Annotated in this window: 11 protein-coding genes; 4 read left to right on the forward strand and 7 right to left on the reverse strand. The window is 55.7% G+C overall.

Annotated features, from left to right (window positions below; genetic code table 11):
* Nucleotides 1-2: 2 nt before the first annotated feature.
* Entirely contained in the window at nt 3-848 is an 846-nt protein-coding gene (locus ACXADJ_RS12090; protein ID WP_475066231.1) for a response regulator, read from the reverse strand.
* 222 nt (nt 849-1,070) lie between these two features.
* On the opposite strand from ACXADJ_RS12090, the gene ACXADJ_RS12095 reads away from it, so the two are divergent.
* Complete coding sequence (locus tag ACXADJ_RS12095; protein ID WP_475066232.1) at nt 1,071-2,666, forward strand: S41 family peptidase; 1,596 nt, start codon at nt 1,071-1,073, stop codon at nt 2,664-2,666.
* Between the two features lie 54 nt (nt 2,667-2,720).
* On the opposite strand, the gene ACXADJ_RS12100 is transcribed toward ACXADJ_RS12095, so the two are convergent.
* The 3 genes from ACXADJ_RS12100 to gtfA all read right to left on the reverse strand — a co-directional run bounded on the left by ACXADJ_RS12100 (nt 2,721) and on the right by gtfA (nt 5,719).
* On the reverse strand, nt 2,721-3,653 hold the full coding sequence (locus ACXADJ_RS12100; protein WP_475066233.1) for a bestrophin family protein: 933 nt from the start codon (nt 3,651-3,653) through the stop codon (nt 2,721-2,723).
* A gap of 116 nt (nt 3,654-3,769) precedes the next feature.
* Complete coding sequence (locus ACXADJ_RS12105) at nt 3,770-4,195, reverse strand: secondary thiamine-phosphate synthase enzyme YjbQ (RefSeq protein WP_475066235.1); 426 nt, start codon at nt 4,193-4,195, stop codon at nt 3,770-3,772.
* Between the two features lie 63 nt (nt 4,196-4,258).
* On the reverse strand, nt 4,259-5,719 hold the full coding sequence (gtfA, locus tag ACXADJ_RS12110; protein WP_475066236.1) for a sucrose phosphorylase: 1,461 nt from the start codon (nt 5,717-5,719) through the stop codon (nt 4,259-4,261).
* 493 nt (nt 5,720-6,212) lie between these two features.
* On the opposite strand from gtfA, the gene ACXADJ_RS12115 reads away from it, so the two are divergent.
* The gene (locus tag ACXADJ_RS12115) at nt 6,213-6,956 is read left to right on the forward strand and encodes a TrmH family RNA methyltransferase (RefSeq protein ID WP_475066241.1); all 744 of its coding nucleotides are present in this window, start codon (nt 6,213-6,215) and stop codon (nt 6,954-6,956) included.
* A gap of 69 nt (nt 6,957-7,025) precedes the next feature.
* Here the strand turns inward: ACXADJ_RS12115 and ACXADJ_RS12120 are convergent, their stop codons facing one another.
* The 3 genes from ACXADJ_RS12120 to ACXADJ_RS12130 all read right to left on the reverse strand — a co-directional run bounded on the left by ACXADJ_RS12120 (nt 7,026) and on the right by ACXADJ_RS12130 (nt 10,320).
* Nucleotides 7,026-8,264 carry a serine hydrolase domain-containing protein gene (locus ACXADJ_RS12120; protein WP_475066243.1) on the reverse strand — a complete coding sequence of 413 codons (1,239 nt, stop codon included), beginning with the start codon at nt 8,262-8,264 and terminating at the stop codon, nt 7,026-7,028.
* Between the two features lie 184 nt (nt 8,265-8,448).
* The gene (locus ACXADJ_RS12125) at nt 8,449-9,573 is read right to left on the reverse strand and encodes a helix-turn-helix transcriptional regulator (RefSeq protein WP_475066245.1); all 1,125 of its coding nucleotides are present in this window, start codon (nt 9,571-9,573) and stop codon (nt 8,449-8,451) included.
* A gap of 39 nt (nt 9,574-9,612) precedes the next feature.
* Complete coding sequence (locus ACXADJ_RS12130; protein ID WP_475066247.1) at nt 9,613-10,320, reverse strand: TetR/AcrR family transcriptional regulator; 708 nt, start codon at nt 10,318-10,320, stop codon at nt 9,613-9,615.
* Between the two features lie 109 nt (nt 10,321-10,429).
* Here ACXADJ_RS12130 and ACXADJ_RS12135 point away from each other — a divergent pair, with 109 nt between their 5' ends.
* Both ACXADJ_RS12135 and ACXADJ_RS12140 read left to right on the forward strand, forming a co-directional pair.
* On the forward strand, nt 10,430-10,918 hold the full coding sequence (locus ACXADJ_RS12135; protein WP_475066250.1) for a DUF3237 family protein: 489 nt from the start codon (nt 10,430-10,432) through the stop codon (nt 10,916-10,918).
* 34 nt (nt 10,919-10,952) lie between these two features.
* A complete protein-coding gene (locus ACXADJ_RS12140; RefSeq protein WP_475066253.1) occupies nt 10,953-12,053 on the forward strand; it encodes an extracellular solute-binding protein in 1,101 nt (366 codons plus the stop codon).
* Nucleotides 12,054-12,085 lie beyond the last annotated feature (32 nt).

The raw sequence follows: 12,085 nt of genomic DNA on the forward strand, positions 1-12,085 counted from the left end.
GATCAGCCCCAGGCATCGGGGATAAACAGGTAACCACGGGCCCGCACGGTAATAAACCGACGCGGCTGGCTGGTGCTGTCGCCCAGCTTTTTGCGCAATGATGCTACTTTCACATCCACCGAGCGGTCAAAACCGTCGTACTCAATGCCCCGCAAGGATTTGAGGATATCGTCCCGGCTGACCACTTCTTCGGCCCGCTGAGCCAACAGCAGTAATACATCGAATTCAGATGGCGTCAGCACCACGTCGTCGCTGGCCAGCGTCACCCGGCGTTGCAGTGGATAGATGCTCAGGCTGCCAAACACCAACGGCGCATTACCGCTACCATTGTGACCATCGCTCTTATCAATAACAGCTTGTAGACCCGTTTCCTTAGCACCTGCGTCAATAGATTCAGACCCGGCACCAGACTCAGCCCCTACAGCCATAGTCACATTGGCAACCGCCGTCACACTGGCAACAGCAGCCAACTGCCGTTGCAACAAACGTACATGGGCCAGCAGCACTCGCGGATGCACCGGCTTCACCATGTAGTCGTCAGCCCCCAGCTCCAGGGCCGCCACATGATCCATATCGTCTTCACTGGCCGTCAGCATCAGCACCTTGCCATGAAAATGCGCGCGAATGTCCCGACACACATCAAAGCCATCGGCCCCTGGCAGCATCAAATCAAGCACCACCACATCCGGCTGCCATTGCAGAATGCGCTCACTGGCGGCATCGCCACGGTGCTCGATCAACACCTCGTAGTGATAACGCTGCAACATGCGTTCTATCTGGCTGGCCAGTTTGACGTCGTCTTCCACCACCAGAATGCGACCGGCACTTTCCATTGTTTGAGGCTCCATGTTGGCGGGTTTTCCCCCGATTTGTCCGCGGCGGGCAGCCGTTGAAAGCAGCGCCCATAACATTCCATAACCGTCGCGAATATATCACTAACGCATGCACGGCAGAACGCGCAGCGCTCTCTGAAGACAATGGCGTCAGCACTCGGAAAACAATGGCGTCAGTACTCGGCGATTCCACCAGCCGAACTTGCGCTGCTTATATCAAGAAACAAGGACTGCCCGATGACGATTACTCCCTCTCATATGTCAAACACCTGCCGCTTGCGCCAGACACGTAATGCGTTCAAAAAAAACCTGTCTTGCGCCCTGCCCTTCACGCTGACCGCCTTGCTGTCTGCGGCCCTGATGGGCTGCGGTTCCGATTCTGATTCCAACACCACCGACAGCAACCAGAATCAAAGCCAGCGCAACGTCAACGACCAATCGCTGCAAGGTATCTGGTTGGCAGCGGCCTATGGCGATGCCATGGTGGTTAGCGCCAATCGCGTCGAGCAATATCAATATGTAGATGGCTTTTGCCAGCTGACCGACACCCTCAGCGGCAGTGAGGCCGACCTCAGCGCCAAAGGCTATGTATTGCTGGACGACACAAGCACGCCTCAGCTGACCCAGCAGTTCAATATCCCCGGACTGATGACCGTATGGCAGCGATTTCAACAAACCGATGTTTTGCCCAACGATTGCCAGCCTGAACAGCGACTGCTGAGCGCCGATGACGACCGCTACCTGTTTGACGCCAGCCAGGAGCTGGAGGTGTTTATTGCCACCTTTGAACAGCTGTACCCGTCGTTCCAGCGTCGTCAGGTCGACTGGCAAGCACTGGCCGAAGCTGCTCGCACAGACGTCGCCACCAACCCCGATGTTGCCACTCTGTTTGGTGCCATGGCTGCCATGATCACGCCATTGCAGGACAGTCATGTGGAAGTGCGCATACCGGAAGACGACGAAGCACTCAGCTACAACGTGATGGCAGGTCTGCCGTTCGAGTATCGGCTGCTGAACGAATTTATCGACACTCATGGCGAGATCAGCACCGAACAGCAACAAACCGCCGCCATGGACTATCTGGAACAACAAACCGAGCTGATGAACGCACTCCGGTTTGGTTACGCCAGCAATGAGCCCGTGATCACCGCCAACGACTCCATTGGCTGGTATCAGATAGATGCCGACGGCCAGCGCATCGGTGTGCTGGTGATTGATTCCATGGAAGCCTTTGCCAGTAACATTGAGCGTTCATCCGAGCCAACGCTGGCCGACGTACAGGCAGACTTTGCCGAACTGGAAAGCATCATCGCCAGCGCTATTTATGCGCTGGCCAACAGCGACGCCATGATTGTGGATATCCGCCACAACAATGGCGGATACGACGAAGCCAGCCAGTTGATCGCCCGCCATTTTATGGACACCGAACGACTGCTTTACAGCAAGCAAGCGCGTCTGGGCAATGACCGCACCGAGCTGATCGAGGTACGGCTAAGCCCGGCTGAACCGTCTTATCTGAAGCCGGTTGTACTGCTGACCAGCAACAGCACCGAAAGCGCCGCCGAAGTCTTTACGTTGGCGATGTCGGCACTGCCCCAAGTCACCCAAGTCGGCGAAACCACGCAAGGGGCATTGGCCGACGTGGTCAGTAAACAGCTGCCGTCCGGCATTGAGTTTGATCTGGTAACGGAATACTACCTGAACAGCGAAGGAGCATGGTTGGAGGGCAGCGGCATTGCACCAGCGGTCGAGGTGCCGTTCAGCACCCTAGAGCAACGCCAGCAGCAGCGCGACAGCGCCATTGAGCACGCTTGGCAGCTGCTGACTCAATAAGCAGAGAAGAGCGCCGCAAAGAAAACGACAAGAACAGACGAGTAGCAATACTCGTCAGTTCAGAATGTGCCCTTCCGGCTGCAGCAGTTCCGGTGCCGATACCCCTTGTGCCTGTGCCAGTGAGCGGTCGTTTACGCGGCACAGGGCTTCCAATGGCAAGGCATTGGGACTGCCGGAAAACGGACTTTCCAGCTCTTCCCCCAAAGCATCCAGGCCCAGAAAGGCATACGCCACAATCAGGCTGAACAGCGGCGTCATCCAGCCCATGCTGCCCACCAGCCCCAATGGCAGCAGAAAGCAGTACAGGTAGGCGGTGCGATGGGTCAGCAAGGAATAAGCGAATGGCAACGGCGTGGTCGCCAGCCGTTCAGACGAGGCTTGCACGGCGGTCAGCCGGGCGATGTGTTCATCCAGAATCCGCACACTCAGGGTGTCCAGCCGTTTCTGGTGTAACTCATTGCGGATGATCAGCGCCATTTGCTGTAACGCCGCATCGGCCGGGTTGGGCGCAATCAGCACACGGTCGAGTTGGTCCGGGTGAATGCGTTGGGTACACCAGGGCGGCAGTTCTTTCATTACCGTTGTGGACTCCAGCTTGCCATTACGTAGTTGCAGACGCAGGCAGTGGTAATACACGCAGCACCACTTCATCAGCCCTTGCGCGGCGTAAGCCGACATCAGGATTTTGGCCGAACGCGATAGCGAACGAACATCAGATACCATGTTGCCCCACTGCTTGCGGCCTTCCCACCAACGCTCATAGCAGGCGTTGTTGCGAAACCCCAAAAACAGCGACAACGCCACCCCCAACAAGGTAAACGGCGCCACACTGTAATGCGACAGGTCGGCCAGATGGTCGTTGTGCAGCAACACCACCAGCGACGAAAACACCAGCAGTGCCCCCAGCGACGGCGTAATTTTGGGCAAAACCGATCCCCGCCAGGCAAACAACAAGGCGAAAGCGTTGGGGCGTTCTCGAATAATCATCAGTCACCTTTTGATTGGGTGGAGTGCGTCACGATGGTTGGTTAGCGCGATCTGGTGCCGCTTTGTCTGGAGTCACCTTATCTGGAGTCCCTTGTCTGGAATCCCTGGAGGCTCTGTTACCAGCCCTGTCCTTGCAGGGTGGCCACGATGCGGCGGGAACCGCCATGGTCGCGGTGCTCGCCCAGATAGATTCCCTGCCAGGTGCCCATATTCAGCATGCCGTCGGTGATCGGAATCTGCACACTGTGGCCCAGCAAGCTGGCCTTGATGTGGGCTGGCATGTCGTCACTCCCCTCGTAGTTATGAAGGTAGTATGGCTCGTCTTCCTTTACCGCGCGGTTAAACCAGGATTCAAAGTCCTGCCGTACAGTACGGTCGGCGTTTTCGTTGATGGTTAACGACGCCGAAGTGTGCTGGATAAACAGTTGCAGCATACCAATACGAATATCAGAAAGCTCGGGCAAGCCCGCTTCAATGTCGCGGGTTATCAAATGAAAACCCCGGCTGCGGGGTTTGAGTTGCAAGGTTTTCTGAATCCACATAACAAGTCTCCGGCTGAGCCCGCAGTGTACCCTGCGGGTTCAGCCAGTCCAGCTGTTGTAGTATCAGGCTCGGAGTTCTGCCATCTCACCAGCAACAAACTCCCCCTGCTCATCAAATCGGGTGTGACTGATACGAGCCGTGTTAAATTGCAAATCCACAAACGCCCGACAGTAATGCTCGCCGTGCCGCCACGCCATATCCACACTGGCGTCGTTGGAATAATTCAGCTCAAAGTGACCATCAAAAGCCGGATGGCTATTGCGTAACTGCATTAACTTCAACAGACGCTGCACCACCGGTTTTTGCACAGACTCTTCAATTTCATCAAAGCTGTAATAATGGCGGTTAATGTCACGTAGCTCGCCGGTTTGCTCCATCAGTTCGTGATCATTCTCACCGGCCAGCAGACCAACGTAATACACCTGTGGAATGCCCGGGGTGAAGAACTGGATGGCGCGGGCGGCAATATAGGCATCGTCGTTCTGCATCAGGGCGTCGTAGAAGGTACAGGTCAGCTGATAAATCGCACCCACACTGTGAATATTGGCCGCCGAACGCCGCAAAATCGGGTCAGCGGCACGGTCGTTGATGTTGTCGATCAGGATGCGGATTTTCTCGTCCGGCAGCACCCCTTCTACATCCGGAATGCAGATGCCATCGTGGGTATCCAGCACGGTGATCATGTTGCGTGGGCACATCCGCAGCCAGTGCTTCAGATACACGCTATTACCATCCAGCAAGGAGTACAGCATCAAGGGCGGCAAGGCGAAGCCATACGGGTGCATATTGCGGCGGCCGATGGCGTACTGATACGACGAATGATCATGGACTTCCGGCAGAATCTCCGCACCCAGACTATGAGCAACTTCGTTGCACCAGTCGAGGGTTTGGTATACCTCTGGCTCAACCAGAAAACAGCTGGTACCAATGCGCTTGGTGGTGTAGCCAAAGGCGTCCAGCCGGAACAGCTTGACGCCCTTGCTGGCCAAAAACCGAAAGGTGTTGGCAACGTAGTCATAGGTCTTTTGGGATTCGTAATTCAGGTCGATCTGGTGTTCAGTGAAAGTGCACCACACCCGGCCCTTACTGCCGTCCTCGAAGGTGATCTCCCGAAATGGCTCTTTCTCCTTGCGGATATGAATCTTCATCAGGTCGTCGTGACTGATCTCGCCCATGGCATCCACGTCGACGAACAGGCTGGCGAACTCCGATTTTTTACCGTGCTTCAGGTAGTCCTGAAATTCTTTCGACTCGTCAGAAATATGGTTCACCGTAACATCGGCACAGAGGTCGTAGTCGCGGGAAATGGCTTCGATGTCGGCCCAGTTGCCATAGGCGCTATCGACCTGCTTGTGGGTCAACGGAGAAAAACCGGCATCGGCGTTGGATGGGTAAAACGGCAGGATGTGGACACCACCAACAGCATCAGCGAAGTGAGTATCAAGCACCTGTTTCAGGTCTTTGAGGTTATTGCCCATGCGATCAGGGTAACAAATCAGTTGGACGGCATTGCGAAGAGCCATATCAATCCTCTCGGCGGTTGCAGTCCGATCCAGAGCCGTTACTACCAGCCCGTTTTTTACAGGCAATAACAACGACCCATTCACGAACGGGTGTTACGGAATGGATAGGGGACATCTATCTAATCCGGTGCTCACTCTGGGCTGCCGGATGGTTTCGAATCACGAAGCCGACTTGCAGGCCTGACGGGGCAAGTCAAAAGTCGGCGACACAGAGTCGAGATCATCCGGCAGTCCCCGCAGGGCGCGGGTTGCCGCCGCCCAGTGCGGTGTTGACGAACTTGAAAAGGACATGTCATTCCGCTGCGTTCGTTGCCTTGCCCTGTACAACGGCAACACTCGCGCAGAGCCGTGCAGGATTAATTAGACGTCCCCTCTGGGGCAATAGATTAGCCACAAAATTCCGTCAGTCTTTGTTTGGAAGGGCCTATTTGTGGCTTTGAGCTAACAATCCCGACACGTACAATGGCGGCTTGAAAACCAGCCGGACACCTGCATGAAAGTCGATCTCGCCAAAAAGCTGAACCAGAAAAAATACCGCACCGAAACCGGCTGTTATCTGGTCGAAGGCGAACACCTGTTACTGGAATTGGAAAAAACCGCCATCAGCCAGGCGGAAATCTTTGTTACTGAAGCCAACCAGAACTGGGACACCCGCTTTCGCAAAACCGTGATTGGCGAGCGCCAGATGGCACAGCTGTCTGACACCAAATCGCCGCAAGGCATGGTGGCGGTGGTACCAATGGCAGAAACCCGCAAACTGGCACAGCAGCAAGCGCAAAAACAGGCCCGCAGCAAAACCGATCAAAAACTGAAAAGCCTGTACCTTTTCGAAGTACAGGACCCGGGCAACCTGGGCACCATTTTGCGCACATTGGCATGGTTTGGTGGCTGGCAACTGGTAATGAGCCCGGAGTCGGTCGACCCTTTCAACGCCAAGGTGGTGCGTTCCAGCATGGGCGCCATCTTCCATGTACCGATGGAGCTCGACGTGCCGCTGGACGACTTTATGCAACGTCACGACCGCGTCGCCACCCTCGACATGAACGGCGACGCCCTCAGCTCGCCGGTATTCCAACGCTTTGACGCCTACCTGTTTGGCAACGAAGCCCGCGGTGTGCCCCGCGAACAGCTGCAAGACTACAACGTCAGTCCGTTCACCATTGCCGGTAGTGGCGCGATTGAATCGCTCAACCTGGCATCGGCGGTGAATATGGCGGTGTATGAAGTGAACCGTTAAGACATAAAAACACCCGCCCCGGACGGAGAAGCCGGAGCGGGTGTTTCACCTATCGCCTGTCAGCGATGCTTATTTGGCCGGTTTCCAGTGGGAAGCCGCCATAAAGAAGCCGAAGGTTTCGCCCATCAGCATGTCTTCATCCACATCCAGCGGGAAGTAGCTCAGCTTGACGATCACGGTATTGGTGGATGGATCAACAAACACGAACTGACCCTGCAAACCAATGGCCGAGTAAGCCGGTGTGTGGGATACCGTCCAGAACTGGTAGCCGTAATCCACCACTTCATGTTCGTCACCCGCTGGCTTGGATGCCGCTTTTACCCATTCTTCAGACACGATACGACGACCGTCGATCTCACCGCCGTGAAGCATCATTTTGCCGAAGCGGGCGAAGTCACGCAGGGTAGCGTTGAAACCGGCACCGCTGAATTCACGACCAACACCTGGTTCACCGTCCATGATGAAGAAGCCATCGTGCTCGGCGCCTAATGGTTCCCACAGGTTTTCGGCCATAAAGTGCGCCAGTTTCTGGCCGGTTACGCGTTCCAGCAGCAAGCCCAGCACGGCGGTATCAATGGTTTTGTAGGCAAACACTTCACCCGGCTTGTGGGCACGTTTGATGGTTTTGGCCACATCGACAAAGCGCACCACGTTCTTGACCAACGCTTCTATGTGGTTGGTGGCTGCGATGCCCGGCTTGGCGAAGTCGTAGCTTTCCTCGTAATCGACGCCAGAACGCATTTCCAGCACCTGACGGATGGTCACGCCCTTGTAGGCGCCTTTCTTCAGTTCTGGCAGGTAGCTGGTAACGTCGGCGTCGATGTCCTTGATCAGACCCTTGTCTACCGCAATACCGACCAGAATGGCGACCACGGATTTGGTCATCGACCACCCCATAAAGGTGGTATCCGGCTTGCTGTAGTTAAGGTAGTTCTCGTAGACGATCTTGTCGTCTTTCATGATCAGCATGGCGTTGGTGTAGGTACGGTCGAGGAAATCGGCCGGGTCCAGCTGCTGACCATTGAACTCGTATTTGAAGTCCAGCGGCTGTTCGTTTTTCCCAAGTGGCGTAACCTGGCCGGATCGAGCCACTTTACGGGTAGAGAACAGGGTATCCATGGAACGGAACGTCAGGGTATTTACGCCCTTGTCGTTCATGTGCCAGCGAGCATTCTGGATCGCGACAGGCACTGAGGATTCAGCGCCGATGCTGGCCACAATCGGGTTCAGTTCAACGCCGTAAACCGGCAGGGACAAGGCAACTGCGGCGGCAGCGCCGAGCAGAGGTTTGCTATTGATGATCGGCATGGGAAGCTCCATACGTGCCGCCTTCAGAGGCAGCGGGTTAACGTTGGAACTGATGTTAGAAAGCCGCTATCGCAAGCTCTTATCCCAAATGGGATATGCGCACAGCGCTGGCTTAAAACGACCTGACGGCCAGTTGCCAAAGTCGGACAAAGAGAAAAAACGGCCGTTAGATTCAGACAGCCAATTAACCCAGTGCTGTCACCGTGCGGGTAATCAGGCTGACCAGATCGGCCTGCCGGTTGATGCCCAGTTTGAAGAAAATGCTTTTCAGCTGGATCCGGCAGGTACCCACACTGACCTGATACAAATCGGCATGATCCTGCAGGCTGAAGCCATGGCAGAGCGACGCGGTCAAGCGGGCCTCGGCAGGGGTCAGACCAAACACACTGCAAATAACCTCTTGCTGGATGCCCGACTGGTTCAGCGCCAGATCATCACCACCATCACTCAGATTCAGCAGCAATACCGGTTCATTACCGGTGCAGGTTAATGGCGCTTGGGGCAGTCGCCGCACCCGTACATATAAAGGGTCGCCGCCACCGCCATCCAGACGACTGAAGTTGTCTTTGTCTGACGCTACTCGTTCAAGCAGTTGCTGCAAACGCTGTTGGTCGCTGTTGTAACGGCAGCGCAGCCGACCATGTTGCAGTTGCAATAACGGCGATTGTTCGAGCAACTGGCGAGCCGCCTGATTGAACCACTCCACCCGGCCATTCGAGGCCAGCAAAATGGTGTTGGATTTCATGCTATTGAGTGTGCCTGTCAGCAGTTGTTGCTGTTGCTGCAACTGCCCCAGCTGCTGTTGCAGGCTGACGGTCTGGCGCAGATGCGGGGCCAGCCGGGTTAACAGTTCTGCGGTGTCGGTATCGAAGCAAATGTTTCGCTGCAGCGGTCGATGCAGAATCATACTGAGGTAACTGTCGGCACCAAGATTCATGGTGACACTGATTGAACGCCCCAGCCCAATCATCGCCAGCCGCTCGCGCAGCAAGCGGAAGTCTTCCGGTTCGTGAGGGCTACTGTCCGGTTCGTGATACACCATCACCGGCGGCAGGTCGACCAGATAGCTGGCATCAAGACGAGGGTTATCGGCGTTGTTGACCACCTGATCGTGCCACTCCGACATGTCGGTCGAGGCGCTATCACGGGCGGTCCAGGTTTCGGTCAGACGATCGCCATTACGCTGGAATAACTGCACCGCCACATTGGCGGCACCGGCTTGCTGTTTGAGCTGATCCAGCACTGGTAGCCATTGCTGTGGCTGCTGGGCAGCTCCATAGAGATCCGGCAGCAGGGATTCCATAAACATCAACAACTCCCTTCTTATATAGCCAGAATATTTCTAACGCTATTTGATGAGCCAGGGACCGATCAGGGTTTCCAACATCGAGCGCAAGTGCCCTTCCAGCGTCAAACTGCCTTCGTACTGGCCGCTGACGTATTCCTGAAACTCGTGAGCGGTAATACAGAACAGGATGTCAGCGATCTTGTCGAGCGGACACTCTGCCTTGAGGCTGCCGCTGTCTATCAGTCGTTGCATGGCGACCACCGTCTGCTGGCTGTAAAAGGCCCGTTCGGAACCCAGCCCCTCTACCCGTTCTTCGTCGTTCTGTAACAGTAACGACGCCGCCAGGATTTCCCGCCACAGTACTTTATCCAGCGTCTCATCGGCGGGCTGCAATGCCGCCAGAATGATGCTGAGCATGAAGTCGACCGGGTCCTCGATGTCGGCCTGGGTAGCACTGGCCACGGCTTCTACCGAGTTCTGTTGCTCATCGTCGAGCAAGCCGAGCAGCACCGACTGCTTGGATTCGAAGTAATTATAGAAAGTCGCGATCGACACCCCGGCTTGCTTGCGAATGCGGGTAATGGTCGCCGCTTCGTAGCCTTCTCCTGAAATCAGCTCACGGGCTGCATCCAGAATCTTGCGACGAATCGCCAGCGCATTGGCTTCGCGTTTACCCATTTTTGGGTTGGCTGCGGCGGATTTTGCCGAATTGCTGCTTTCTTGACCTGCTTTGTCAGCTTTGGCCACCTTGCCTGGTGCTGCCGTCATATTTTGTCCCGCTTTGCCGCCTTGTTACGAAAAAAAGAATGTGTTCTACTTTTTTAAAATCAGAACAGGTTCTACTTTTTAATTTTAATCGATCGTGGAAGATTATCAAATGACCCCGGATATCGAAAAACGTCTGACTGCCGCGGACGACTCCCAACGCTATGAAGTGGAGTTGTCATTTCGCTTGTACGTGGAAATTGGCGACGAAGAAGTCATTGGCGAAACCCACGATGGTTTCCGCCGCAATTATCCCATTATTGGCGGCCGTTTTATTGGTCCCAACGGCCTCACTGGTCGGGTAATTCCGAGCGGTGCCGATATTTCACTGGAACGCAGCGATGGTGTTCATGAATTGCACGCGCTGTATCGCCTGGAAACCGACGACGGCGTGGTCATCGCCATCGACAACCGCGGTATCTGGCGTAAGGCAGAAGCCAACGACCACTCCGCCGACGATCACTACCTGCGCACCACGCCACGCTTTTTTGCCCCCAAGGGCAAGTACGCATGGCTCAACAACAACGTTTTCATCGGCACCGTTGATGACTACGACGAGCACAACCTGATTATTTCCATTCACCGTGTTTTTGGTGCCTGAGACGGCAACTCTGTAACGAAGGAACGAGGCTGATATGAACGTACTGAACACCGCGACATCCTCCCTGCTGCTGGCATCCGCGCTGGTTGCCGCCACCACAGTCAACGCAGCGGAGCAGGAACTGCACCTTTATACCTGGGCAGGCATTTTCGACAGCAAGGTCCTCGGTGACTTCACTGAAAAAACCGGCTATCAGGTGCGGGAAGACAACTACGATTCCGACGAAATGCTGGAAACCAAGTTGCTGGCCGGGGCCAAGGGCTACGACATTGCTATCCCGACGGCGGTGCCTTTCCTGCAACGCGAGATCAAGGTTGGCGCCATGCAGAAGTACGACCCCAAGCAGGTTCCGAACATGAGCAAGGTCGACCCTGACGTTCTGAAGCTGCTGCAAGTAGCCGATCCAACGCTGGAATATGCCTCCATTGCCGCCTGGGGCACCACCGGCATGGGTCTCAACAAGGCCATGATCAGCCAGCAAATGGATAATGCCCCGCTCAACAGCTGGGATCTGTTCTTCAAGCCGGAATACGCCAGCAAGCTGTCACAGTGCGGCTTCTATATGGTCGATTCCGCCACCGACGTCGTGCCTGTGGTGGCCAACTATCTGGGCCTCGACCCAACCAACCTCGACAAGCAAACCGTCGATACCGTGATGGAAACCCTCTACAAGATCCGTCCGTATGTGTTCCTCGACGCCGGTAAATACGGCTCTGAACTGGCCAACGGTGCGATCTGTGCAGCACTGGGCTGGTCCGGTGATGTGATCCGCGCCCAGATGAACGCCGACCGCGTCAACAACGGCGTACAACTGGATTACGTGATTCCGCAAGAAGGCTCGATGGCCTGGCTGACCACCATCGCCATTCCGAAAGGCAGCGCTAACCCGCAAGCCGCCAATGCCTTTATGAACTATATGCTGGAGCCGGAAGTGGCTGCCTATATGTCGAAGCAAACCGGCTTCCCAACCCCGGTGATGGGTGCGCGTGAGTTGCTACCAGACGAAATGGCCAACAGCGACATCCTGTATCCACCCGCCGAGGTGATGGCCAAGCTGTTCTCCGGTTCGGCCCAGACCGACCGCAACAGCCGCTACCTGAACCGTAAATGGGCGCAATTCCGCAGCGCCGAATAACCTGAAACCTGACCGCGGGGGTTAGCCCCGCT

The sequence above is a fragment of the Oceanobacter sp. ABM4_470 genome (genome assembly GCF_056158645.1).

Coding starts and splice junctions, on each gene's coding strand:
- ACXADJ_RS12090 (WP_475066231.1), bottom strand. CDS start 848: ATGGAGCCTCAAACAATGGAAAGTGCCGGTCGCATTCTGGTGGTGGAA.
- ACXADJ_RS12095 (WP_475066232.1), top strand. CDS start 1,071: ATGACGATTACTCCCTCTCATATGTCAAACACCTGCCGCTTGCGCCAG.
- ACXADJ_RS12100 (WP_475066233.1), bottom strand. CDS start 3,653: ATGATTATTCGAGAACGCCCCAACGCTTTCGCCTTGTTGTTTGCCTGG.
- ACXADJ_RS12105 (WP_475066235.1), bottom strand. CDS start 4,195: ATGTGGATTCAGAAAACCTTGCAACTCAAACCCCGCAGCCGGGGTTTT.
- gtfA (WP_475066236.1), bottom strand. CDS start 5,719: ATGGCTCTTCGCAATGCCGTCCAACTGATTTGTTACCCTGATCGCATG.
- ACXADJ_RS12115 (WP_475066241.1), top strand. CDS start 6,213: ATGAAAGTCGATCTCGCCAAAAAGCTGAACCAGAAAAAATACCGCACC.
- ACXADJ_RS12120 (WP_475066243.1), bottom strand. CDS start 8,264: ATGCCGATCATCAATAGCAAACCTCTGCTCGGCGCTGCCGCCGCAGTT.
- ACXADJ_RS12125 (WP_475066245.1), bottom strand. CDS start 9,573: ATGTTTATGGAATCCCTGCTGCCGGATCTCTATGGAGCTGCCCAGCAG.
- ACXADJ_RS12130 (WP_475066247.1), bottom strand. CDS start 10,320: ATGACGGCAGCACCAGGCAAGGTGGCCAAAGCTGACAAAGCAGGTCAA.
- ACXADJ_RS12135 (WP_475066250.1), top strand. CDS start 10,430: ATGACCCCGGATATCGAAAAACGTCTGACTGCCGCGGACGACTCCCAA.
- ACXADJ_RS12140 (WP_475066253.1), top strand. CDS start 10,953: ATGAACGTACTGAACACCGCGACATCCTCCCTGCTGCTGGCATCCGCG.